Raw genomic sequence first — 23,773 nt, forward strand, 5'->3', positions numbered from 1 at the left:
TGGAGGGCGGGCCTCACCCCCCCCTCGCCTGCTGATTGCCGCGCGACTAGTGCAGACCGAGGTAGGTCTCGAGCGTTTGCGGAGTAGCGGTCAGGAGCGGGTCCTGCACCGCCTCGCCGGGGAACTCGCTGGCTTCGAAGAACCATCGATTCGAGGCGGGCATGCCCCACAACTGTGCGCGGCGGGCATTGCTGATGTCCCACCGGATCGGCGGGGTCTCCAGGTCGATGAATTGATAGTGCGTGTTGAACAGTTCCACGCGGTGCTGATCGGGATCTCGCAGATACAGGAAGAGCGCGTTACTGATGCCGTGCCGGCCCGGGCCTCGGTCGATCTCATCCCCGAACCCCATCGCGCCGGCGACGTCGGCTGCATGGAGGAGCGACGAGCCGTCCGGTACTGCGTAGGCGAAGTGGTGCAGTCGGGGCCCGCGACCGTTCGTGAAGACGAGGTCGTGCGTATTGCCCTTGACCTCCATCCAGGAGCCCCACAGCTCGTCTGAGCCGTCGGTCGCGGTGTACTCCGAGATGCGCATGCCCAGGCCGGTCCAGAATTCCGTCGCGGTCTGAACGTCATAGGTGACGACCTGGTAGTGATCGAGACGCTGCGGGAATCCTGCCCGGTATTCGTCATAGTTCTGCATCTTGCGATCGACCACGTCCATGGAGGACGTGAACTCCATGAGCGTACCTACGGGATCGCGGAACTGCAGGGTCGGTCCCTGGTGATCACGCTCGACCCGGCGATGCTCGATGCCCGCTGCGGCGAAGTGGCGCTCGGCCGCATGGATGTCCTCATCGCTGCGCACACGCAGACCGATCCGATGCGCGTGCGCCGCGGCGGACCGCTCCAGAACGAGGCTGTGGTGGGCAGCCTCCTCGAGGCCCCGCAGGTAGATGGTGGTGTCCGTCTCCTCGGTCACGACGAGCCCGACGACGTCTCGGTAGAAATCACGGCTTCGCTCGAGGTCGGTGACCCCGAGGACGACATGGCTCGCGCGCGTGATGGAAAACTGCGGATGAGGGTTGCTGACGGGTAGCACGGGAGCTCCAATTCGGGTCGAGATCGGTCCACGGTGATCACCAGCTTCGCCGTGGTGTGCGCGTTCCGGAAGCAGGGAATGCACTCGCACGGACATAGCCTGTACCTATGGCGGGTGCTCAAATATGCTTGACACCATGGAGCTTCGATCGTTGAGATACTTCGCCGCGGTGGTTGAAGCCGGATCGTTGACGGCGGCAGCGGCGGCGTTGCACATGTCGCAGCCGTCACTCAGCGTGGCGATCACCAAACTGGAATCCGAAGTCGGAGTGCAGCTGATTCGACGTTCGACTCGAGGTGTGCAGGCGACAAGCGCTGGCCGTTTTCTGCTTGATGCCTCGACTCGGGTGCTCGGGGATGTCGACGACATGCTCGCGACACTCGCCCGATTCGGGTCGGGGACCGCGGGGTCGGTGACCATCGCCGCCGTTCCCGTGCTCATGTGGCACCGGCTTCCCAAGCTGGTGCGCACGCACGCTGCGGTCGTGCCGGAGATCGACGTCCGGCTGGTGGATCCGCCCCCGTGGACGGCCATCGACATGCTGCAGCAGGGCAAGGTCGACCTGGCAGCCATCCTGGTCTCGGATCACCGGCAATTTGCTCAACGGCTCAGAGGAGAGTTCGAGATCGTTGATTGGGGTGACGTGCCGCTGGTCGCAGCGCTTCCCCCGGAACGTGCGGATGCGGCGAGCCCATTCCCGCTGCTGTCATTCAATGATGCTGATGTCGTCATGCCACGGAGTACCGCTGCGGTCCCGAGTCTCCCGGAGGCCATTGATGCGGCGTTCGAGCGCTACGGGATCGAGCCCGCTCGCGTACGCACCGCCGAGACCATCCAGGCGAGTGTTCCACTCATCGAGGCAGGCGTTGCGTGGGGAATTCTGCCCGATCCCGATCGGAGCAGCCTCGCGCGATTCGATCTCACGGTTCGCACCCTGCACCCTGCTCCCGCACCGCTGCGCGCACTCGTGCTTTCCCGGATCGGCGCGGCCTCGGATCCCGCGCTGGCCGGGCTGCTGTCTCGGATTGCAGGCGAGGCATCCGAGAATCGTGTGTGAAATCAGATAGGATTGCAGAAGCGGAGTCTTCGGGCTTCAATTGAACCCTGCGAATGCGCACTGGAGCGAGAACCGGGAGGGCGGCGATGGCGAAGAGCAAAGCCGAGCAATGCTACGACATCCTGAAGGTCAAGATCATGGATGGCACGTACGGTCCGGGGTATCGGCTGGTCATCGATCAACTCGGGCGCGAGTACGGCATCAGCTCGGTCCCCTGGCGAGAGTCGCTGCGCCGGCTCGAGGCGGAAGGGTGGGTCGACATCATTCCGAATGCCGGGGCGCTCGTGAAGACGTTCGACACGGGCACCTGGAAGCGCACGATTCGTCTGCTGGCCCGACTGGAGGGTCTGGCCACGGCGCTGTCCGCCGAACAGCTGAGCGCCGAGGACATCGCCACGGCGCGGGCGCTCAATGATGAGATGCGCGATGCGCTGGAGAACTTCGATACCAATCGTTTCGGTCGGCTCAATCGGAAGTTCCACCAGTTCCTCTGCTCCCGCTGCGACGACGAGCGGCTGGTCGACATGGTCGAGGCCGAGTGGACCCGCATGGATATCATCCGACGCTCGGCGTTCTGGTACGCCCCGGGGCGCGCGGTGGCCTCACTCGCTGAACACGATGCGCTCCTCGATCTGATCGAAGCCGGCGAAGACGCGGAGACCATCGAAACCGCCGCACGACGCCACGAGGTCAATACGCTCGAGGCGGTGCTCGCCCACGACGAGCAACGTCATGCCGAGGATGCATCTTTGGCGTGACTCCGCGGAGAACAACGCGGTCGGGGCGGCTCATCCACCCCGACCGCGCATCAGTGCTCCGAGTGCTCCCGCTCCCATGCCGCCAGCGTCGCCTTGCCGTAATCGTTACCGTTCGGCAGCCGCAGCGTCGTATGGACGTGGAATCGAGCGGGCAACCGATTGCTCAGCCAGACCCCGGCGTGGTGATCGAGCTCTGCGAGGATCACCGGGCTGTGCACGCGGAAGTAGAACGGTTGTGAACCGTCGGTCGCTCCGTACCAGGAGAAGTACGTCGCTGCCCGATGCGCCCGCACCTCGGCCATCGTTGCCTCGCGCTGCTCCTGCCGGAGCAAGAGGTGGAAGTCCTCCACAATGCGCAACACCAGGTCCCACTGATGATCATCGAGCGAATCCGCGCAGATCCCCTCGTACGGAACCACTCGGTTGTCCCGGAAGGCACCTCCGACGTGGCGTTCGTCGGCCGGATGCAGCCGCCCCTCGGGCATGAGCGGATCGAGCACCGACTCGAACACGATCGCGTCACGCCGCTGGCTGGAATCGAGTGATTCTGCGAGCGATATGGCGAGCTGTTCACGCGCATCGAAGAGCGGAGGCCGCGCTCCCTCCGAGAGCGCCGGCTCGGCTCCGAGGAACACGGGTGCAACGATCTCTCGATCTCCGACGGTGAGGAAGTTCAGTGCGACGTGATGCCCGAACAATTGCCAGCCCCAGGGCGCCTCGCTCCCGGGAGTGCCGAACAGAGCGAACCAGTAACTCTCGCTGTTCATGATCCGAGGCAGGTCGACGAGTTCCCCGAGGTAGGCGTTCAAGTGCATCGCCTCGCTGACGCGCGCGAACCCTTCTGGGCTCAGCGACCGTTCGACGACGTCCAGGATCGCTGAAGCGATCGCGGGATGCAGGTCTTCCAGACGCAGGCCCGTGCGAAAGAACACGAACTCGGGGTTGCTCCAGCCGCGCCACTCGGGTGCATCGAGTGGATAGCAGAGGTCGTCCCGCTGATCGGTGGACACGAGATCCAGGAGGTGCGATGCTGCCGCTAGCAGCTCGGGATCCGCGGTCCCCTCCGGATCGGCGGGCCCGTAGAGACCCTCGATCGGCGATCCATCGGTGGTCAAGCCCACGAAGGGCTCGTCGTACAGACCTTTCCAGTACTCGAGCAGGGACCGGAGGAACGGCGCCGAGTATCTGTCAGCGGTGAACTCCTCGTACGTCATGCCCCGGTAAGGGGCGAGCACCTCATCCTGCAGCGGGTACAGGTGCTCTCGATAACTCAGCGATCCGAGTTCGATGCTCTCAGAGCGAGCGCTCGTGCGGTCGCTCGAGAAGAACTCGTCAATGTCATTCCGCTGTGACATCTCGGCGCTAGATCGGAAGGTTGAACAGCCGCTTGGCGTTTCCGGACAGCACGAGCTCACGATCCGCCTCGCTGATCTCGAGTTCGTTCTGCACGAAGTCGACCCCCTGGCCCATCCAGCTATAGAAGACCGGGAAGGATGAGCCGAAGAGGTAGTGGTCTGCCCCATTGATCTTCAGGGCCGCCTCGACCTGGTCCTTGCCCCAGGAGTGGGGGTGCGTCATGTCGAAAAAGATGTTCTCATCCAGATACTGCTTGATCTTCTCGCCGCCCGTGGGGTCGAGGCGCTCCATCGCTTCCTTCTTGTTGGTCGCATGCGGAGTGAGCAGAGCGGTATTCGCGAACCAGTTGCCGCCCATCATGGTGTGGATGAACCGCAGCCCGGGCATCCGGTCGAACATTCCGCTGAAGAGCTCCCGACCGACGGCGACTCCCTGATCGACGATCCGCCCGTACTCTCGGCGCAGATTGGTGTAGTCGATGACCGACTTGTACTCAACCGGAAGTGGGGTGTGGTGCACGACGACCGGGACATCGAGCTTCTCGATGACCTTGAGATAGGGCTCGAACACCTCATCGTCGAGGTAGAGCTGGCCGTAGTGGCAAGCGAGCTGCACGCCCACCGCGCCGAGCTCGTTCACGCAGCGCTCGAGTTCATAGATGTTCTCCTTGCCACCCCAGGGCGGAACGCAGGCGGTGGCGAACAGGCGTCCACCGGAACGACTCACGATGTCGGCAGCGTTGTCGTTCACGGCCTTGCAGGTCTCCAGGCCGAGCCATTCCTGCCACACGGGCACGCGCATGATGCCGTAGTCGACCCCCGCTTCATCCATGGCGGCGAGTTTGGACTCGACGGAGTAGTCGCCCTCGACGTAGTTGAGATTCTGATACCCGCTGGGCTTCTCCAGGATGAGCTGCTTTTTGCCGCTCTCCATGGTGATCACACTGGCGATCTCGCCAAACCCGCGCGGGGCGCTGTTCAGAAAGCCGTTAAGGATCTTCTCGTTCGTGAAGAGATCTTCGGGCAGATGGTGGATGTTGATGTCTACGACAGTCATGTCGGCACTCCTACTGTGCATCGTTGCGGAAAGAAATGCAGTCCGATCCCTGATGCGCGCATCAGAGCGACTACTGCCACTGACAATCGTGTGTGATTTCCTACGTGAAATCAAGTCATCAGGCCCGAGTTCTCGTCTTTCCGCCATTTCTGCGGCTCGGCGCACTCCTGCTCGCGCGCGTGCAGGTCGCTTCCGCTTCGGATCCACCCTCTCGCGAAACTCGCTGGACTCGATTTTGTATCGCAGTTGAAATCGTGTGTGATCTTGCGTACGATCACTGATCAAGCCCATTCAGAGAGGAATGCACGTGACCGAGCTCAATATCCGCGATGTGGAATATACGCACGCTGGCACGAGGTTGCTCGGCCTCCACTGCGCTCCGGAAGCGGCCGTCGACGCACCGACCGTCGTGCTGCTGCACGATGCGTTCGGGCTCGCAGACGAGATGGTGTCGATTGCCCGGCGTATCGCTCTGCTCGGCTTCTCGGTGTTCGCCGCTGATATCTGGGGAGATCGTGCGACCCCGGGTCAGCAGCACGAACTCGGCCCGCTCATCGGTGCGATGGTGTCCCGACGGGCGACGTGGATTGAACGAGTCGCTCTTGCACATGAGGTGGCTCTGGCTCAGCCCGGCTCCTCGCGAGCACGGCCCATTTCGCTCGGCTACTGCTTCGGGGGCTCGTCAGCTCTGGAGTATGCGCGGAGCGGAGGGGACGTGCGCGCGGTGATCGCCATCCACCCCGGGCTCGATCTCATCGAGTTCGACTGGTCCTCGGTGGAACCCGAGCGGGCGCCCGCCGCGCTCGTGTGTTTCGGCGCTGACGATCCGATGGCGACCCCCGAGCAGTGGCGCCGAACGAAGGCGAACATGAGCGCTGCCGGAGTCGACTGGGAACTGCATCTCTACAGCGGCACGGTGCACGGATTCACCAGTCCGCGCGCGGCAGATTCGCCGGACCCCGAAACGGTGATGTACCACCCTCGGAACGCGGCACGAGCGTGGCGGGCAACGGAAGACTTCCTGATCGAACTCCGAGACGGCGTTCGATTCTGACACCGACCGCGCAGACCATCTCCTGCGCGTCCGAACCTACAGACGAGGACCATATGCACGACATCGCCATTATCGGGGCCGGCCCGGGAGGTCTCTTCACCGCACTCCGGCTCCACCAGCGGGGCATCCCCACCCGAATCTACGAGTCTGTCCCCGAATTGAAGCCGCTCGGGGTCGGCGTGGACATCAAGGTGTACGGGGTCAAGGAGATCGAGGAGATCGGGCTGCTTGACGAGTTTCGAGCAATGTCGGTCGACGCCGTCGATTCGGTCTTCTACAACCACTTCGGCCAGGAGATCTACGCGGAGAAGTGCGGGGTGCACATGGGATACCTCCACGAGCAGCGCTTCGTGCACCGCGGGGCGTTCCAGATGATGCTGTACCGTGCCGTACTCGATCGCCTCGGACCGGATGCGGTGCAGCTCGGTGCTCGTCTTGTCAACTACGAGCAGGATGACACCGGGGTGACGCTGCACCTCGAGCATCGGGACGGTCGCCGCGAGAGCGTACGGCACGGAGCGGTCATTGCCGTGGACGGGATCAAGTCCGTCGTCCGGGCACAGATGCACCCCAATCTCGCGGAACCGCACTACTCGGGGATCACGATGTATCGGGGGACGACGCTGCGGGAGCCCATTCGTGATGGGCACACGATCCTCCACGTCGGTGATCCGCGGATCTCGACGATGATCATCTACCCCATTGCCGATGACTTCGAGGGCACCGGGAAGCAACTCATCAACTGGGTGGTCGAGGTGGAGGGTGAGGAGACGATCGAGGACTGGAATCAGCTCGGCTCCACCGATGACATCATTCCGCTGTACGACACCGCGAACCTCGAATTCCTCGATCTTCAGCAGCTCATGCGGGATGCCCGCGAGGTCTATCTCTTCCCATTGATTCGCCACGATCCACTCGACAGTTGGGTCGACGGCCGTGTTGTGCTGCTCGGTGACGCAGCGCACGCCATGTACCCGCGCGGGGGCAATGGCGTGTGCCAGGCGATCCTCGATGCCCGAGTCGTTGCCGAGCAGCTCGCCCTGCACGACGACCCACACACGGCGTTCGCCGCGTACGACGCCGAACGCCGTGTGCCGGTCAATCGCATCGTCATGAACATGCGCGGAGAGGGGTACGAAGTCGTGCGCCGTATGGTCGCGGAACGGACTGACGGGACACCGCTCGACACTCGAGAGCAGATCGAAGCCGTGCTGCCACTTGCCGAGGCGGATGAGATCTTCAGCAACTACCACCGCCTCGTCGGTCAGCCGCTCCGCGACGGGCACGAGACCTACTCCAGCGGATTCCGCACGTGGGAGACGACGTGAGCGCCGTCATCGAGGCGACGGGCGAGCTCCGCGAGGAGATCCTCGCCGCGGAGTCTCGACGGCAGGAGGCGTTGATCGCGCAGGATCTCGGTGCTCTGCAGGCCCTCTTCGACGACTCACTGGTGCACGTCCACGCACCGGGTGAAGTGCACACGAAGGCGTTGCTCCTTGAGCACGTCGCCACCCGCGGCGTGTATTTGGAGATCACTCGAGGTGCCCTCACCGTGCGCATCATCGGGGACGTGGCGATCATCACTGGTGCGATCACCAACCGCATGAAAGCTCCGGGTGGTGGAGAGCGGTCGATCTCGGGTGAAGCCACCCAGGTGCTGCGGTGCACGGATGATGCGGAGTGGGTCTTCGTGAGCTTCCAGATGACGCCCTACGGCGATAAGGCATGGGGGGCACTTCCCTCGCAGAACGACGAAAGGGACCCTGTATGAGACTCGCACGATTTCGGCTCGGCGACAGCCCCGTAGCTCTGGGACGTGTCGACCTCTCCGGCACCGGTGACACCATCGTCGACCTGACGGAGGCGGTGGGAGGGGAGACGTCGCTGCGCGCGATGCTGCCGCAGCTCGACGAGCATCGAGCTGCGATCCTCGCATCCTCGGGCAACCGATACCCCCTCTCCGAGGTGATCCTCGAGGCTCCCGTCGATGACCCTCAGAAGTATCTCGGGATCGGCATGAACTATCGCGAGCACGCTGAAGAGGCCCGGCAGGCCGGGATCCCGATCCCCGACAATCAGATGTGGTTCAACAAACAGGTCTCCTGCATCAATCGGCCGTACGGCGCGATCGTGAAACCGGACATCTCGGACGCCCTGGATTACGAGGTCGAGCTCGGCGTTGTGATCGGGAGGACATGCAAGAACGTCGCCGTGGAAGATGCGCGCTCGGTCATTGCGGGATACCTGGTGACGAACGACGTCTCCGTGCGGGATTGGCTGCAGAAGCGGTCGCCAACCTTCACGCTCGGCAAGTCCTTCGACACGCACGGCCCGATCGGACCGTGGCTCACGACGGACGACGAGATTCCGGATCCGCTGCAACTGCGTATGCGACTGACGGTCAACGGCGACGTGCGACAGGACTGGCGCACCGACGACATGATCTACGACATCTACGAGCAGATCGCCTACCTGTCGCAGGTCTTCACGCTGTTGCCAGGCGATATCCTCGCGACGGGGACTCCTGCGGGCATTGGAGCCCCCACCGGGAACTTCCTCCGGGTCGGCGACGTCGTTCGCGCGGAGATCGAGGGACTCGGGGCCATCGAGAACCGTGTTGTTCAGGAGTCGTGATCATGTCGAGTCGAGTCAGTATCTCTCTTCCGGGATTCAGTCACGAGAACCCCGTGCCTGTGGCGAGCCGCATCGGGCCGTTCCTCGCATCCGGTGTCTTGACTGGGCGGAATCCCGTGACGCACGAGATGCCGGCGAACCTCGACGACCAGTGCGTCAACGTGTTCGCCCACGTGCGAGCGCTGCTGGCTGAAGCCGGCGGCACGCTCGACGATGTGCTCAAACTGACAGTGCACTTGGTCGACTACCGGGATCGCACCGCCCTGAACCGCGAGTGGGAGCGGGCCTTCCCGGATCCCGCGCACCGCCCAGCCCGCCAGGTCATGGCCGCGGTCCTCGACCGGGGCAGCCTGATCCACGCCGACCTGCTCGCGGTGCTTCCGGCGCCCAGCTGAATCATCGCGAGTCGCATCGGGACCACCGGTGCGCTCGACCTCTCTTTCACTCATCCACAACTGGTCAACATATCCACAACACGAGCCTGGCGCGGAAGCGTCAGTCCCGGTCAGACGCAAGGAGGCGTCCATGTCCAGAAGGTCACTTCTCATGAAGTCCCTGATTCCACTCAGTATCGCGGGTCTGCTGCTCTCGGGATGCAGCGGCGGAGGCTCGGGATCCGGCGGAGGAAGTTCCAGCACCCCGAGCAGCGACACGCTACGGGTCAACTTCGGCGGATTTCCGGAGACCTGGGCGCCGGGCTCGCAGGCGATGGAACCCGGCTATGCGCGCGTACCCTATGAGATGCTCGTGATCCGAGAAAAGGACGGCACGATCCTTCCCAATCTCGCAACGGCGTGGGAGTTCGGAGACGGGGCGACTTCGCTGACACTGACCCTCCGGGATGACGTGAAATTCCATGATGGAACCGACTTCAACGCCGATGCCGTGAAAGCGAATTTCGAGTACGTCGCGAACGTTGTGGGTGGACAGTTCGGGGGGCCGCTGAAGGCCGGTGTAGCGTCGGTCGATGTCGTCGACGACCAGACCGTGACGTTCAACTTCACTCGTCCCTTCGGGACGTTCCTGGATCTGCTGAGCCAACGCAATTTGCCGATGGGGAGTCCGACCGCCATTGCCGACGGGTCGATCGAAACGCATCCGGTGGGAACCGGCCCCTGGGCCTACGACCCGGAAAAGTCCGTCGAGGGAACGAGTGCGTACTTCGGTGCGTTCGCAGACTACTGGGGTGAGGAGCCAGGATTCCCGAACATCGATCTCTATGCGATTCCCGATGACACGGCGGCGACGGCTGCGCTCCTGGCCGGTGACATCGACATCACCGACACCGAGGTCGCAGAGATTCCTCGCATCGACGCGGCATCGAACGCTGAGTGGTTCGATTACCCGGCCATTCGAAATAATGTCACCTTCTTCGACCGGGGCCCCGGAGGCGTCTTCGAAGACCAGCGGGTTCGAGAGGCGCTGTGCTACGCGGTCGACAACGATGTCGTCGCGAATATGGCCACCGATCTCGAGGCCGCGAATCAGCACTTCACTGAGGGCGAGCCGGGATTCAGCGAGGCGATCACCGGTACGAACGGCGATCTCGATGAAGCGCTCAAGATTTGGGAGGAGCTCGGAAACCCCGAGTTGAAGGCGGAGATTCCCGCCGCACCGTTCAACCTCCAACAGGTCACGGTGCGTGTGGAGCAGATGAATCAATTGCCCAACGTGGACATCACGGTGCAGGAGGTGACGCCCTCGCAGTTCTTCTCCTCGTGGAACGGGGGCCAGTATCCGCTCGGAGTCGGGAGCCACGGCCAGATCACGCCGGCGGACTGGTACGGCGGCTGGTTCTCCGCCCAAGCGCCGGTGAATCACTCTGGCTTCGTGAGCGAGGAATTGCAGGCCGCGGCGTCGGCCGCCCAGCAGGCCGGAGGAACTCCGGAAGCCGAGGAACTCTGGCAGAACGTGATGTACCAGGTGTCGGAGGAACGACTGTCGTGCAGCCACCTCGTCGTACTGGAGAGCATCGCTTACAACACCGACACCGTCGCCAATGTCGGACCCGGTGTGCAAGCCTGGGAGCAGAATCTCATCGACTATCGCGCCGTGACACCAGCCGGGTAATCGCGAACCGGCGGGGGTGAGCGTGTTGGGTGATCCGACTGCGCTTCACCCCCCCCTACGGGCGAGGCCATCGGGGCTCGCGCAGGAGTATCGGCAGGACGTACAGATGATTGACAGAGGAGAGATGATGTCAGCTCGAGCAGCGAGCCCGACGGGGGCGACATGCTGAAGCTCATTGGGACACGATTGCTCTTCGTGATCCCGCAGCTCCTGATCGTCTCCGTGCTGGTGTTCTTCATGGTCTACCTCATTCCAGGAAGCGCTGCCGCAATGATCCTGGGCGATACTGGCGCGACTCCGGACGACATCGCGCGCGTCGAAGCCGAACTCGGACTCGATCGCCCGGTGCTCGTGCGGCTGGTCGACTGGCTGGGCCTGGCGGTGCAGGGTGATCTCGGCACCTCGCTGCAGAACGGACGACCGGTGGTCGACCTCATTGCCGCGAGACTTCCCGCGACGCTGTCGCTCGTCGGCGCGGGCTTGGTCGTCGCGATGCTCATTGGCATCGGACTTGGAGTGCTCGCGGGCACACACTCGCGTCGCCCGATCGATCGCGGGGTGACCGCCTTCACCTCATTCATGCAGTCGGTGCCGGAGTTCTGGCTCGGGCTCCTGCTCGTGCTCGTCTTCGTGATCCAGCTCGGGGTCGCTCCGGTCGTCGCCTGGGTGCCGCCGGAGTCGGACGTCTGGGGATGGCTGCGCGGTCTCATTCTTCCCGCATTGGCGCTCGGAGCGGGCGCTTCTGCACTCATCGCCCGCCAGACCCGCACCGCGATGGCGGCCTCGCTCTCCTCGCGATACGCCGACATGCTCACAGCGGCGGGAGTGCCCCGGCGCCGCATCATCTGGTCTTACAGCCTGAAGAATGCGCTGGTGCCGGTGCTGGCGTCGTCGGCGCTCGCGGTTTCCATCCTCTTCGGAACGAGCCTCGTGATGGAACGGGTGTTCGCGTTCCCCGGCGTCGGCACCATGCTGCTGGAGAGTGTGATCAGTAAGGACTTCCCGGTCGTTCAGGGGACGGTCCTGGTCGTCGCGGTGCTCATCATCGCGGTCAATCTCGTCGTCGACATCTGCTACGGCATCATCAACCCGAAGGCGAGGCCACAGTGAGCCACCCGACTCCTCCCCAGACTCAGCTCGTATCCGTGGCGAAGCGGGCGTCTGCGCAGCCGAGCCGCCGTCGGTTTCTGCGGCGACTGGTGGCACAGCCCGCCACCGTACTGTCGCTGATCTGGATCGGTGCGGTCGTTCTCGCGGCGGTGTTCGCGGGAGCACTGGCACCATATGACCCCGCGCTGAACAGTTTCACCCCCGAAACCGTCCTGCAAGGCCCGAGCGCGGAGCACTGGCTCGGAACCGATGAGAATGGTCGAGACGTCTTCAGCCGGATCCTCTTCGGCGCCAGGATTGCGCTGCTCGTCGGTGTCGGGTCGGTGCTGGTGGCGATGCTCATCGGCGTTCCGATCGGACTCTTGCTGGGGTACCGCGGCGGCTGGTGGGATCGAATCGGAACGCGTTTCGTCGACATCCTCGATGCGATGCCCGGATTGCTTCTCGCCTTCGCCGTGATCGCGATTCTCGGTCGAGGCCTACCCTCATTGATGCTGGCGATCGGCCTGATCTTCAGCATGAACTTTGCGCGTATGACTCGAGCGATCACGATTGCCGAGCGGGGGAAGCCGTACATCGACGCGGCGAAGGTCTCCGGGTTGCGGGAGATCGCGATCCTGTTCCGCCAGATCCTTCCGAACTTGATCGGGCCGCTCGTTATCCAGGGTGCCATTTTGACTGGCGCGGCGATCACGATCGAATCAATGCTCAGCTTCCTCGGGATCGGGCTCCAGTCGAGTGTTCCCTCATGGGGCGGACTACTCAGCACTGCGGCGGGCCAACTCGCCGTTCAACCGTTCCTCGCCTTTCCGCCGGGCATCGCGATCGTCCTCACTGTCCTGTCCTTCAACATGCTGGGGGACGGCATCAACGACGCACTCGCGGGCGAGCAGCGCAAGCGAATCAAACCCGTGCGTCGGAAGGTCATCCGGCGCCACCTGTCCTTCGCCGGGCAGTCGCCTTCTGAGCGTGGGCCGGTGCTCGACGTCCGCGACCTGCGCGTCGATCTGCATACCCAGCACGGTCAGGTCCCCTTGGTGCGCGGAGTCAATTTCCGCATCGAGCCGGGTGAGATCGTGGGGTTGTTGGGAGAGTCGGGATCCGGGAAATCGACGCTCGCCCGAGCGATTCTCGGTCTGATGCAACCCGGGATCGGGATCTCGGGCGGACAGATCCTGCTCGACGGCCAAGACATTGCGGGCCTCGGAGAGAAGGATCTGCGCTCCATTCGCGGCAAGCGCATGGCCGCGGTGTTCCAGGACCCGATGGCTTCGCTGTCTCCAGTTCACACCATCGGAAAACAGCTCACGGAGACGATTCGCACCCACTCGAAGATGACGAAGAGCGCCGCACGCCAGCGTGCCGTTGAACTCCTGACGCGTGTCGGGGTCGCCGATGCAGCAGCGCGATTGGATGACTATCCCCACCAGTTCTCCGGAGGGATGGCTCAGCGTGTTGCGATTGCGATTGCCATCTCGTCGAACCCCGAATTGCTCATCGCCGATGAGGCGACGAGTGCGCTCGACGTGACCACCCAGGCGCAGGTGCTCGACCTCCTGCTCGACCTGCGAGATGAGATGGGGCTGAGCATTCTGTTCATCACGCACGGCTTGGGTGTCGTCGCGGAGGCGTGTGATCGGGCGATGGTGATGTACCAGGGAGAGATCGTCGAATCCAGCGGTGTCTGGGAGCTGTTCGATCACCCCCAGCATCCCTACACCGAGCGATTGCTTGCGGCGAACCCGGCCGTCCATGTCGGGGTGGAACCGGGAGTCCGGTCTGACACGGCGCATCGCGGGGCGGATCACGACGGCGATGCGTCGGATCACGTGCTCTTGCGTGTTCAGGAACTCGCTCTGTCTTACGGCGCGAAGGGGGTGTGGGGCAAGGCTCCCGCGCCCATCGTCGAGGGTGTGAGCTTCGACATCGGGTCCGGAGAGACCCTGGGGCTGGTCGGAGAGTCGGGCTCGGGGAAATCGACGACGGGCCGCGCGATTCTGCGATTGCTTCCCATCGCGGGCGGGAGCGTGGCGTTCGAGGGAGTCGACATCACGACTTTCGGCGCTCGCACCCCGTTGAGTTACCGTCGCGATGTGCAGGCGGTCTTCCAAGACCCATCGATGTCGTTGAATCCGCAGCAACCGGTCTCCAATGCCCTCACCGCGGCTCTCGCGCGACACGGCATCGGTGAGAGCGCCGAACGCGAACATCTCGCGGAGCAGGCGTTCGCCCAGGTCGGATTGACGAACGACCACCTCGCGCGTCGCCCTGCCGAGCTCTCCGGAGGGCAGCAGCAGCGGGTAGCCATCGCGCGTGCGCTCGTCTTGAAACCCAAGCTGGTGGTGTGCGATGAGGCAGTGAGTGCGCTCGACCTGCTCACGCAGCAGCAGATCATCGAACTCCTCGCGGACCTGCAGGAGGAGACCGGTGTCAGTTATCTCTTCATCGCCCATGATCTCGGGCTCGTGAGGAAGATCTCTGATCGTATTGCAGTCATGCGGTCGGGCAGGCTGGTCGAATTCGCGGACGCCGAAGAAGTGTTCCAGCATCCTTCGCACCCTTACACCCGGAGACTGCTCGGCGCGACACCGGCTGACCACCCGAGCGGTCGAGAGGACCGCAGGCGCACACGGCGCGCGTATAGCGAAGCGCACGCAGCGGGGGCAACGCCGGTGCCGTGAGGGCGCGATCCGAGCGGATCGCCTAAGGCGCGTTGCGGGTGCGAATCAGCCCGTGCAGCAGTCGCTGGAGTGCGACGACGGTCTCGGACGGGTCGATGTCTGCCGGCCATGCTTCCTGGACGGATTCCGACCATGAGGCTCGAAGCGAGTCGAGGGTGTCCTGTGCCAACGCCGTCGGCGTCACGCGCACGGATCGCGCGTCATTCGGGTCGGTATCGCTCGAGACGTACCCCAGGCTGCGAAGGCGCCTGAGGGCCGGGCTGACGTTCGCGCGGATCAGGCCGGTTCCCGCCGCGATGTGCGACGGCGTGCTGCCGGGGTGCTGGTGGAGGTGTCGCATCACTTGACTCTCTGTCTGGTTGAGCGTCGCGTGGCCACGCAGTCGAATCTCTCGGGCGATGTCAATCGTGAGGTCTGCGATCTCCGCGTAGGGCTGCTGAGTGCTGGGCATGGGTCCATTCTTCCTCAGGTCGTTGTCGCGATGACGGAGCTGCGCTATGGTGTATTTAGTTATTAAATCATAACTATTTACGTGTGCAAGCTGAGGTGCCGGTCGCTGGGCGGTCGGCACGTGAGAATGAGGTGGGAGTGCGATGGAGCACATCGAAACAGAAGTACTCGTGGTGGGGGCCGGACTGGCCGGAGCAAGTGCCGCGCTGATGCTCGCCAGACACGGCGTGCGCACGTTGGCCGTGAGTCGGGGTCACTGGGTCGCGGACTCGCCGAGAGCACACATCGTGAATCAGCGGACGATGGAAGTGCTGCGGTCTCTCGATCTCGAGTCGGTATGCGCCGATGCGGCAGTGCCGGGCGAGCTCATGGCGAACCACCCGATGATGACATCACTCACGGGTCGGGAATTCGGGCGACTGTGGACCTGGGGGAACGACCCGGTGCGACAAGACGAATACGGAGCCGCGAGCCCCGTCACCGGGTGTGATCTGCCCCAGGATCGATTCGAGCCGATCCTGATCTCCGAGGCGCTCCGACTCGGTGCCGTCGTGCGATTCCGCACTGAATTCGTCTCGCTCGAGCAGGATGACGACGGGGTGACGACGACGCTCCGAGACCTGGTGACGAATTCCGAATTCACTGTGCGCTCGAAGTACGTCGTCGGGGCCGACGGCGGTCAGAGCCCGGTCGCAGAAGCGGTCGGACTCCCGTTCGAGGGGACACCCGGGATCGGGCCCGCATTGAACATCCACTTCCGCGCGGACCTCTCCCGATTCATCGAGGATCGACCGGGATCCATCTTTTGGATTCTTCAGCCCGACCGCGAGGGCGCGATGGGAAACGCGATGCTCCGCATGGTGCGACCGTGGTCGGAGTGGATCGTGGGGTTCGTCCATCTCGGGGAGAGCATCCGTGGCGCCAGCGAGGATGAACTCATCGGCCTGGTGCACGAGATCATCGGTGATGACAGCGTGCCGATCGAGATCATCGGATCGTATCCGTGGCGGATCAACCACGTGATCGCGCAAGAGTACAGCCGGGGACGGGTGATGTGTGCGGGTGACGCAGTGCACCGGCACCCGCCGATGAATGGCCTCGGGGGCAATACCTGCATTCAGGACGCATTCGGACTCGCGTGGAAACTCGCCGCAGTGCTGCGCTGGGGCGCGGGCCCTCGTCTACTCGAGACCTACAGCGCCGAGCGCCAACCCGTTGGTCGCACCGTGGTCGATCGCGCCGTTGCGGGGTGGCGGCAGAACCCGGAGGTCATTCGATCGCTCGGCATTGATCCCGCGGCGTCGCCGGTCGAGCGTCAAGCGCAGTTCGACGTGCTCTTCGAGGACTCCGAGGAAGGGGAGCAGCGACGAAGTGACTTCGAACGGGCTAAGCGGTCCAAAGAGTACTCGTACCATGCGCACGGCACCGAGATGAATCAGCACTACGCATCCAGCGCGATCATCGAGGATGAAGGGCTCGAACCGCTCGCGCATCGGGATGCCGATCTCCACTTCACCATGACGAGCAGGCCCGGTTCTCGGGTTCCGCACGCCTGGGTCGCACAGAGCGGACGCACGATCTCGGTGCTGGATCTCTGTCGCCCGGAGCAGTTCACCCTGCTCGCCCGGAATCGGGGGGCGGAGTGGATCGCCGCTGCGCAGAAGGTCGGAGAGCGCTTGGGCGTTCCCCTCGTCGCCGTGAGGATCGGGCCGGGGTGCGAGGTCGAGGATCTCTACGGAGTCTGGAGGGACGTCTCGGAGATCGGAGAAGGGGGAGCTCTGCTGGTACGGCCCGACCAGCATGTCGCCTGGCGCAACGCAATAATGGCCAGTGACCCCGAAGTCGAGTTGGAACGGGCGCTCCGGCAGATCCTCTCGATGTAGCGCGCGGACAAAAGCGGAGGGGGCGTGTGCGGTCAGCGCACGGCAGATCCAGGAGTCAGAGCCAGCGACTGACGATGATGGCCCCCGCCTGGCTACCGCTCGCCCCTACCCCTGCGTGTGCGCCCAGACGACCGCCTGGATGCGATCGCGCACCCCGAGCTTCTGCAGCAGGTTCGAGACGTGCGTCTTGACCGTCGCCTCACCGAGGAAGAGCCGCCCGGCGACCTCCGCGTTCGACATGCCCTCGGCGACAAGCGCGAGCACCTCCCGCTCGCGCTCGGTGAGTCCGACGCGCTCCATGGCGGCGTCGAGGGCCGCGGCAGCGGGATCGGTCGCGGGTGCGGTTGCCGCGGCGTCGGCGATCGGATCGGCAGCGGCGGAGGCGGTCCGCGGCGTCTCGGGTGCGATCGACCCCGCTGAGCCGTGGTCTGCCGGCCCGTGGTCTGCCGACCCACGATCCGCCGCCACCCGCTCGATGACCGCCCGGGTCACGTCGGCGCCGAGCAGCGCGTCCCCGGCCGCAAGGGTGCGAACGGCGTCGATGAGCTGCTCCGCCCGCGACGTCTTCAGCAAGAACCCGCTGACGCCGGCCGCCAGCGCGTCGAAGAGGTAGTGCTCGTGCCCGAAGGTCGTGAGGATCAGCACGCTGGTGTCGGGCCGCGCGGCGATGATCCGGCGGCTCGACTCGATGCCATCGAGACGGGGCATCTCCACATCCATGCAGATGACGTCGGGGCTGTACTCCTCCGCGAGCGCGACCGCGGCCTCACCGTCGGGGGCCTCGGCGACCACCTCGATGTCCGGCTCGGACTCGAGGATGATCCGGAACCCGGAGCGCACGAGCTCCTGGTCGTCGACGAGCATCACTCTGATCATGCGGTGGCCTCCTGCGCCTCGCCGAGCGGTACGCGGGCGCGCACCATGAATCCGCCGCGCTCGCGTCGGCCCGTGCTGACCTCGCCGCCGACGGCGCCGATCCGCTCGCGCATGCCGCGGAGGCCGAGACCCGAGCCGTTCGGGTTCGCCCCTGCACCGGAGCCCGCTCGCCCGCCCAGCGTCTGCCGCACCCCGTCGTCGGTGATCTCGACCTCCACGGCGTCGTCGCCGAACCGGAGCCGCACTTCGGCGGTGGCCCCGCGCCCGGCGTGCTTGCGCACGTTCGTGAGCGCCTCCTGCACGATGCGGTAGAGCGCGACGTCGACGAGCAGCGGCAGCGGCCGGGGCTCACCCGCGACGATGAGCGTGGTCGGCAGCCCGGAGCTCTGCGATTCGGCGACGAGCGTGCCGAGGTGCGCGATGCCCACGGTCGAGGATCCCTGCTCCGCCTCGGGAGAGCGCAGCGTGTGGACGAGGCGCCGCAGCTCGGTGACCGCGGTGTGCGCGCTCTCCTCCACGACCGCGAGAGCACGAGAGGCCTGCTCGGGATCCCGCGCGAGGCTGCGTCGCGCGGCCGCGGCCTGGATCCCCATCACCGAGACGTGGTGCGCGACGACGTCGTGCAGTTCCCGGGCGATCGTGATCCGGTCGAGCGCCACCGCCTGCTCGGCGCTCGTCTGCCGCTCGAGCTCGAGCTCGCGGCCCTGGGCCTCGAGCCGCGCGTTCGAGCGCGCCGCCCACCAGGAGCGCTCGCCGAAGATGAAGGCGCCGACGAAGTACATGAGGTTCGTGATGATCTGCAGCACCGCGAAGGTCGCGAACGCCGAGAAGATGCCGGATCGCGGGGCGCCGGGGAAGGCGTCGGGGTCGGACGACGTGATGATGAGCGCGATGACCACCCAGACGAGCATCGCGGCGGTGATCCCGAACCTCACCCAGAACCCCAGCCGGCGGTTCTGCTCCCAGGCCCCCACCGCGTAGAGCGCGATGAACAGGCAGATGTTGATGACGAGGATCTCGGGCACCTCGAACTGGCCGCAGACGAAGAAGCCGATCGCCACGACGATCGCGACTGCGGGCGGGTACCGGCGGCGGAAGGCGAGGGGCACGGTGCAGAGCGCGATGCCGAGCACGGTCAGCCAGAGCGGTGCCGGGTTCTCGTAGAAGCCCATGCGCACGTAGAGCAGCGAGGTGAGGGTCGCGGCGGCCGCGAGCGCGACCGCGAGCCACACGTCCGAGCGCAGTTCGGCCGGGCTCGGCTTCGGGCGCACCCACTCGGCATCCGGGATCGCGGTCATGGCTCAAGCGTATGGGGTGGTGCGCTCCGGCACCTCCGTCGCGCGGGGGAGCGGGCGTGGCGGGCGGGTCCTCGGGTGGGTGGCTGGGCCCTGCGTGTGCCGGTGGCGCCTGGGGGCACGCGGTTCATCCTCCAGGTGCCCCGATTCCGCCTCACGGGGGAGGTCGCGGGGTGCGCCCGCCCCATAGCGTTGAAGCAACGAAAGGAACACCATGATCGATATCGCAGGGGTCTCCCGCAGTTTCGGGGGACGCAAGGTGCTCGACGACGTGTCATTCCACGTCGACAGCGGGCGCATGACCGGGTTCGTGGGCGGCAACGGCGCGGGCAAGACGACCACGATGCGTATCATCCTCGGGGTGCTCTCCGCGGACGCCGGCCAGGTCACCCTGCACGGGTCGGCGGTCACCCCCGCCGATCGCGCGCGCTTCGGGTACATGCCCGAGGAGCGGGGGCTCTACCCCAAGATGAAGGTGCTCGAGCAGCTCATCTACCTCGGCCGCCTGCACGGCATGAGCGCGGGATCCGCGAAGGCGTCGGCCACCGCGCTCATCGAGCGGCTCGGCCTCGGCGAGCGGGCGAACGACACCCTCGAGAGCCTGTCGCTCGGCAACCAGCAGCGCGCGCAGATCGCGGCGGCACTGGTGCACGAGCCGACCGCGCTGGTGCTCGACGAGCCGTTCTCGGGCCTCGACCCGATGGCGGTCGAGGTCGTGCTCGGCGTGCTGCGCGACTACGCGGCGCAGGGCGCTCCGGTGCTCTTCTCGTCGCACCAGCTCGACATCGTCGAGCGGCTCTGCGACGACGTCGTGGTGATCGGGGGCGGCCGGATCCTCGCCCAGGGCTCGCGCGAGTCCCTGCGCGCCGAGCATTCGGGGCGCGCCTTCGAGCTGGAGCTCGCGGGGGCCGCGGCCGACGCGGGGTGGGTTCGGGATCAGCCCGGCGTCACCGTCACGCACCTCGACGGCGGGTTCGCCCGGTTCGACGCGGAGAGCGACGCCGCTGCCCAGGCGGTGCTCGTGCGCGCGGTCGGCGCCGATCCCGCGCTCACGACGGTGCGTCGCTTCGCGCCGGTCACCCCGTCGCTCGCTCAGATCTTCAAGGAGGTAGTCCGATGACCATGCAGACCCCCACCCCTGCCTCTGCGTCCCCCGCGTCCCCGGCTGGTTCCGGCGCCGGGGGTGCCCGGAGCGGTGCGCGGCCCGTGAGCGGTGCGCAGGGCGCCTGGCTCGTCGCCGAGCGCGAGATCTCCACGCGGCTGCGCAGCAAGGCGTTCCTCATCTCGACCGGGCTGATCCTGTTCCTGGTGCTCGCGTCGGTGCTGTTCAGCGGGTTCATGGCGAACTCGGGCGGCTTCGGCGACGACACCAAGGTCGCGGCCGTCGGCACGTCGGCGGAGACCCTTTCGAGTGACGCGCTGAAGGACGCCGGGCTCGACGTGACGAAGGTCGATGACCGCGCGGCGGCGGAGGAGCTCGTGCGCTCCGGGGAGGTCGACGCGGCGGTGGTGCCGGGCGGCGACACCCCGGTGGATCTCACGGTGCTCGCACTCGAGAGCGCGCCGAGCGACCTCGTGCAGCTGCTCTCGGCCGCGCCCACGGTCGAGCTGCTGGAGCCGTCGACGACGAACCCGTTCCTCGCCTACATCATCGCGATCGGCTTCGGCATCGTGTTCATGATGAGCGCCGTCACCTTCGGAACGACCATCGCCCAGAGTGTGGTCGAGGAGAAGCAGACCCGCATCGTCGAGATCCTGCTCGCCACGGTCGCCGCCCGCACCATGCTCGCGGGCAAGATCCTCGGCAACAGCATCCTCGCGCTGTCGCAGGTGGTGGCCATCGCGGCGCTCGCGTCCGTCGGCATGCTGGCGACGGGGCAGGATCTGCTGCTCGGCGAGCTCGGGACCTCGCTGATCTGGTTCGCGATCCTCTTCGCCTTCGGGTTCGTGCTGCTCGCCGGTCTGTACGCCGCGCTCGCCGCACTGGTGTCGCGGCAGGAGGACATCGGATCGGTGACCAGCCCGGTCATGATGCTCGTGATGCTGCCCTACATCGCTGTGATCATCTTCAACAACAACCCGCAGGCGCTCGCGATCATGAGCTACATCCCGTTCTCGGCGCCCGTGGGCATGCCGATGCGGATGTACCTCGGCACCGCCGAGTGGTGGGAGCCGCTGATCTCGGTCGGGATCCTGATCGTCTCTATCGCGATCGTGCTCTGGATCGGCTCGCGGATCTACAGCAACTCGATCCTGCGGACGGGCACGCGCGTGAAGCTCGCGGACGCGATCCGAGGGTAGGGGAGTACCGGCCGCCATCTGTGTTGCGGGGTCAGTTTGGGGGAGTGTCGCACGCTCAACACTCCCCCAAACTGACCCCGCTTCAGGTGGGGGTGGGGCGCTAGCCTGATCCCATGGCATCAGCGATCGATTGGGCGGCACTGCGGGAGGCGGCGAGCGGTGCCGCGTCCCTTGCGTACGCCCCGTACTCCGGATACCCCGTCGGCTGCGCGGCGCTGGTCGACGACGGCCGGATCGTGACCGGCTGCAACGTCGAGAACGCCAGTTACGGCGTGACGCTCTGCGCCGAGTGCGCGATGATCGGGCAGCTGCATCTGGGCGGCGGCGGCCGCCTCGTGGCGTTCGACTGCGTCGACGGTGCCGGGCGCACCATTACGCCGTGCGGGCGCTGTCGGCAGCTGCTGTTCGAGGCCGCGGCGCCGGGTCTGGTGCTGAACACGCCCGCCGGGGTGCGGACCATCGCCGAGATGCTGCCGGACGCGTTCGGGCCGGAGGCGCTGGGGTAGAGGCGCCGGGGCTGGGGGCGCCGGGGTCGCGGGTGCCCTGCGCGGCTCGGGGTCCGGATCCGGGGCCAATCATGCACCGATTTCGACCCAGACGCGTGCAAGAGTGGCCCGCGAACGCGATCGCGCCCGATGCGTGCGGACCTGATGGGCACACGGATAGGTTGGTGGTGACCCTTCTGTGATCTGCGAATCATCGATCCCGAACGAAACGAGGCCGCACCATGATTCTTGCATTTTCCGTCGCGCCGTCTGGAACCGGAAGAGAAGACGGCTCGGTGCACGACGCGGTCGCCGCGGCGGTCCGGGTCGTGCGCGAGTCGGGGCTGCCCAACCGGACCTCGTCGATGTTCACCGAGATCGAGGGGGAGTGGGACGAGGTCTTCGACGTGGTGAAGCGCGCGACCGAGGCCGTGGCGCCGTTCGGATCGCGGGTCTCGCTCGTCATGAAGGCCGACATTCGGCCGGGGTTCACGGGTGAGCTCGATGCGAAGCTGGATCGGCTGGAGGCGGCGCTGGAGGATCCCAGCGAGGACATGGGGTAGCCCACCACAGGATCGGTTTCCGAAAGCGTGCTGCGGCTTTCGTCTCCTACGACCGGAGTTGCGTGTTGCGTTCACCGCTGATGGCGCCAGTCGAGGAGAGGCTGCCGAGGAGTCGGAGACGTTCCTCGGAATGACTGCCGATTTCTGCGGTGAATCCAAATAGCGTCCAACCCGGATCGTCGGGTAGGTGCATGCCTTCGTAGGTGAGATCGAGATCGCCGACGAGCGGATGGTTGATTCGCTTCACACCCGTGCGATGGAAACGTACATTGTGCGATGCCCAACGTCGGTTGAACTCGTCGCTCCGGGTGACGAGTTCTCCGATAAGGTCACTCAGCGCCTTGTCGCGAGGATTGCGTCCTGCCGCGAGGCGGAGTGTCGCAACGATGTCGTCGGCGCCGATCTCCCAATCCCGATAGTAGTTCCGGGCCGCGGGGCTCAGGAACGCGAAGAGTGCGTTGTTCCCGCCCTGGCTCGCTGGATCTTCCATGATGGGGGCGTAGACGGCACGGCCGAGCGCATTTCCCGCGATGAAGTCGCCGCGCTCGTTCCGAATCCAGGCAGCTGACTCGGTCATCGAGTCGAGAAAACGCTGCAGACTGGGGCGCAACGAATGCCCCGCGTGCGTCTTGCGGGTCCGGGCCGGCACGGGATGCGCGGCGCGGGCGAGGTCGTGCAGGTGATCGACTTCTGCTTCGTCGAGCCGCAGCACGACCGCGATTGCGCCGAGCACTTCATCGGAGACTCCGGCAAGGTTGCCGCGCTCGAGTCGCGCGTAGTAGTCGACACTCACTCCGGCGAGGAATGCGACTTCTTCACGCCGCAGGCCCGGCACTCGACGGTTACCCCCGCCGATGATGCCCACGTCTTGCGGGGTGATGCGATCTCGGCGCGTGCGAAGAAAATCGCGTACCTCGGCCTGACAGTCCATGAGGAACACTGTAAGCCGGGTGCCGCCTCGGCGGGAGGACCTGGCAGTACACGGAACAACGCACCCTTCTCCGCCATGCGCAATACGGGTTCCATCGTTCTCGTGACCACCACGCGATCCACTGCAATCATCACTGAGCCGGAGACGCACTCGCGGGCGGTGCTCGCCGAC

The 23,773-nt window shown here is 65.4% G+C and carries 22 protein-coding genes and 1 pseudogene; 16 read left to right on the forward strand and 7 right to left on the reverse strand.

Annotation, left to right across the window (positions count from 1 at the left end; translation table 11 throughout):
- Window positions 1-46 precede the first annotated feature (46 nt).
- Window positions 47-1,042, reverse strand: a complete 996-nt coding sequence (gene hpaD / locus MUN76_RS11590) for a 3,4-dihydroxyphenylacetate 2,3-dioxygenase (protein ID WP_244684843.1) — start codon at window positions 1,040-1,042, stop codon at window positions 47-49.
- Window positions 1,043-1,178: 136 nt separating this feature from the next.
- Here hpaD and MUN76_RS11595 point away from each other — a divergent pair, with 136 nt between their 5' ends.
- Window positions 1,179-2,099, forward strand: coding sequence for a LysR family transcriptional regulator (locus MUN76_RS11595; protein ID WP_244684844.1), 921 nt, complete (start codon window positions 1,179-1,181; stop codon window positions 2,097-2,099).
- Window positions 2,100-2,185: 86 nt separating this feature from the next.
- Entirely contained in the window at window positions 2,186-2,857 is a 672-nt protein-coding gene (locus MUN76_RS11600; RefSeq protein ID WP_244684845.1) for a GntR family transcriptional regulator, read from the forward strand.
- A 50-nt stretch (window positions 2,858-2,907) separates the two neighbouring features.
- On the opposite strand, the gene MUN76_RS11605 is transcribed toward MUN76_RS11600, so the two are convergent.
- Entirely contained in the window at window positions 2,908-4,212 is a 1,305-nt protein-coding gene (locus tag MUN76_RS11605; RefSeq protein WP_244684846.1) for a DUF3500 domain-containing protein, read from the reverse strand.
- 7 nt (window positions 4,213-4,219) lie between these two features.
- Window positions 4,220-5,269 (reverse strand): amidohydrolase family protein, encoded by a 1,050-nt coding sequence (locus MUN76_RS11610; RefSeq protein ID WP_244684847.1) that lies wholly within the window; start codon window positions 5,267-5,269, stop codon window positions 4,220-4,222.
- Between the two features lie 307 nt (window positions 5,270-5,576).
- Here MUN76_RS11610 and MUN76_RS11615 point away from each other — a divergent pair, with 307 nt between their 5' ends.
- The 9 genes and pseudogenes from MUN76_RS11615 to MUN76_RS11650 all read left to right on the forward strand — a co-directional run bounded on the left by MUN76_RS11615 (window position 5,577) and on the right by MUN76_RS11650 (window position 14,818).
- Window positions 5,577-6,323: a dienelactone hydrolase family protein gene (locus MUN76_RS11615; RefSeq protein WP_244684848.1), complete on the forward strand. Its 747-nt coding sequence runs from the start codon at window positions 5,577-5,579 to the stop codon at window positions 6,321-6,323.
- Between the two features lie 53 nt (window positions 6,324-6,376).
- Window positions 6,377-7,651 (forward strand): FAD-dependent monooxygenase, encoded by a 1,275-nt coding sequence (locus tag MUN76_RS11620; RefSeq protein WP_244684849.1) that lies wholly within the window; start codon window positions 6,377-6,379, stop codon window positions 7,649-7,651.
- Window positions 7,648-8,094 carry a nuclear transport factor 2 family protein gene (locus MUN76_RS11625; RefSeq protein ID WP_244684850.1) on the forward strand — a complete coding sequence of 149 codons (447 nt, stop codon included), beginning with the start codon at window positions 7,648-7,650 and terminating at the stop codon, window positions 8,092-8,094. The genes MUN76_RS11620 and MUN76_RS11625 overlap by 4 nt, the downstream gene beginning before the upstream one ends.
- Entirely contained in the window at window positions 8,091-8,957 is an 867-nt protein-coding gene (locus tag MUN76_RS11630; protein WP_244684851.1) for a fumarylacetoacetate hydrolase family protein, read from the forward strand. Before MUN76_RS11625 ends, MUN76_RS11630 begins: the two co-directional genes overlap by 4 nt.
- Window positions 8,958-9,073: 116 nt before the next feature.
- On the forward strand, window positions 9,074-9,352 hold the full coding sequence (locus tag MUN76_RS11635; protein ID WP_244684852.1) for a RidA family protein: 279 nt from the start codon (window positions 9,074-9,076) through the stop codon (window positions 9,350-9,352).
- A gap of 151 nt (window positions 9,353-9,503) precedes the next feature.
- Window positions 9,504-11,027 carry an ABC transporter substrate-binding protein gene (locus MUN76_RS11640; protein WP_244684853.1) on the forward strand — a complete coding sequence of 508 codons (1,524 nt, stop codon included), beginning with the start codon at window positions 9,504-9,506 and terminating at the stop codon, window positions 11,025-11,027.
- A 162-nt stretch (window positions 11,028-11,189) separates the two neighbouring features.
- Complete coding sequence (locus MUN76_RS11645) at window positions 11,190-12,137, forward strand: ABC transporter permease (RefSeq protein WP_244684854.1); 948 nt, start codon at window positions 11,190-11,192, stop codon at window positions 12,135-12,137.
- Between the two features lie 35 nt (window positions 12,138-12,172).
- Window positions 12,173-12,349: pseudogene (locus tag MUN76_RS15650) on the forward strand (hypothetical protein); the annotation flags it as partial.
- 123 nt (window positions 12,350-12,472) lie between these two features.
- Window positions 12,473-14,818, forward strand: a complete 2,346-nt coding sequence (locus tag MUN76_RS11650) for an ABC transporter ATP-binding protein/permease (protein WP_244688765.1) — start codon at window positions 12,473-12,475, stop codon at window positions 14,816-14,818.
- Between the two features lie 22 nt (window positions 14,819-14,840).
- Here MUN76_RS11650 and MUN76_RS11655 read toward each other — a convergent pair whose 3' ends face one another.
- Window positions 14,841-15,269 (reverse strand): MarR family winged helix-turn-helix transcriptional regulator, encoded by a 429-nt coding sequence (locus MUN76_RS11655; protein ID WP_244684855.1) that lies wholly within the window; start codon window positions 15,267-15,269, stop codon window positions 14,841-14,843.
- Between the two features lie 142 nt (window positions 15,270-15,411).
- Between MUN76_RS11655 and MUN76_RS11660 the strand changes: the two genes are divergently transcribed.
- Window positions 15,412-17,151, forward strand: a complete 1,740-nt coding sequence (locus MUN76_RS11660; protein ID WP_244684857.1) for an FAD-dependent monooxygenase — start codon at window positions 15,412-15,414, stop codon at window positions 17,149-17,151.
- A 105-nt stretch (window positions 17,152-17,256) separates the two neighbouring features.
- Here MUN76_RS11660 and MUN76_RS11665 read toward each other — a convergent pair whose 3' ends face one another.
- Together MUN76_RS11665 and MUN76_RS11670 are read right to left on the reverse strand one after the other, a co-directional pair.
- Window positions 17,257-18,027 (reverse strand): response regulator transcription factor, encoded by a 771-nt coding sequence (locus MUN76_RS11665; protein ID WP_244684859.1) that lies wholly within the window; start codon window positions 18,025-18,027, stop codon window positions 17,257-17,259.
- On the reverse strand, window positions 18,024-19,325 hold the full coding sequence (locus tag MUN76_RS11670) for a sensor histidine kinase (protein ID WP_244684860.1): 1,302 nt from the start codon (window positions 19,323-19,325) through the stop codon (window positions 18,024-18,026). The genes MUN76_RS11665 and MUN76_RS11670 overlap by 4 nt, the downstream gene beginning before the upstream one ends.
- A 211-nt stretch (window positions 19,326-19,536) precedes the next feature.
- Between MUN76_RS11670 and MUN76_RS11675 the strand changes: the two genes are divergently transcribed.
- The 4 genes from MUN76_RS11675 to MUN76_RS11690 all read left to right on the forward strand — a co-directional run bounded on the left by MUN76_RS11675 (window position 19,537) and on the right by MUN76_RS11690 (window position 22,671).
- Complete coding sequence (locus tag MUN76_RS11675; protein WP_244684862.1) at window positions 19,537-20,442, forward strand: ABC transporter ATP-binding protein; 906 nt, start codon at window positions 19,537-19,539, stop codon at window positions 20,440-20,442.
- Window positions 20,439-21,623: an ABC transporter permease gene (locus tag MUN76_RS11680; RefSeq protein ID WP_244684864.1), complete on the forward strand. Its 1,185-nt coding sequence runs from the start codon at window positions 20,439-20,441 to the stop codon at window positions 21,621-21,623. Before MUN76_RS11675 ends, MUN76_RS11680 begins: the two co-directional genes overlap by 4 nt.
- A 113-nt stretch (window positions 21,624-21,736) precedes the next feature.
- Entirely contained in the window at window positions 21,737-22,129 is a 393-nt protein-coding gene (locus MUN76_RS11685) for a cytidine deaminase (RefSeq protein WP_244684866.1), read from the forward strand.
- Window positions 22,130-22,350: 221 nt separating this feature from the next.
- On the forward strand, window positions 22,351-22,671 hold the full coding sequence (locus MUN76_RS11690) for a thiamine-binding protein (protein WP_244684868.1): 321 nt from the start codon (window positions 22,351-22,353) through the stop codon (window positions 22,669-22,671).
- Window positions 22,672-22,717: 46 nt separating this feature from the next.
- Here the strand turns inward: MUN76_RS11690 and MUN76_RS11695 are convergent, their stop codons facing one another.
- Window positions 22,718-23,602: a helix-turn-helix transcriptional regulator gene (locus MUN76_RS11695; protein WP_244684870.1), complete on the reverse strand. Its 885-nt coding sequence runs from the start codon at window positions 23,600-23,602 to the stop codon at window positions 22,718-22,720.
- Window positions 23,603-23,773: the final 171 nt, after the last annotated feature.

Origin of the sequence: Leucobacter rhizosphaerae, assembly GCF_022919175.1 — a bacterium.
GTDB lineage: Bacteria > Actinomycetota > Actinomycetes > Actinomycetales > Microbacteriaceae > Leucobacter > Leucobacter rhizosphaerae.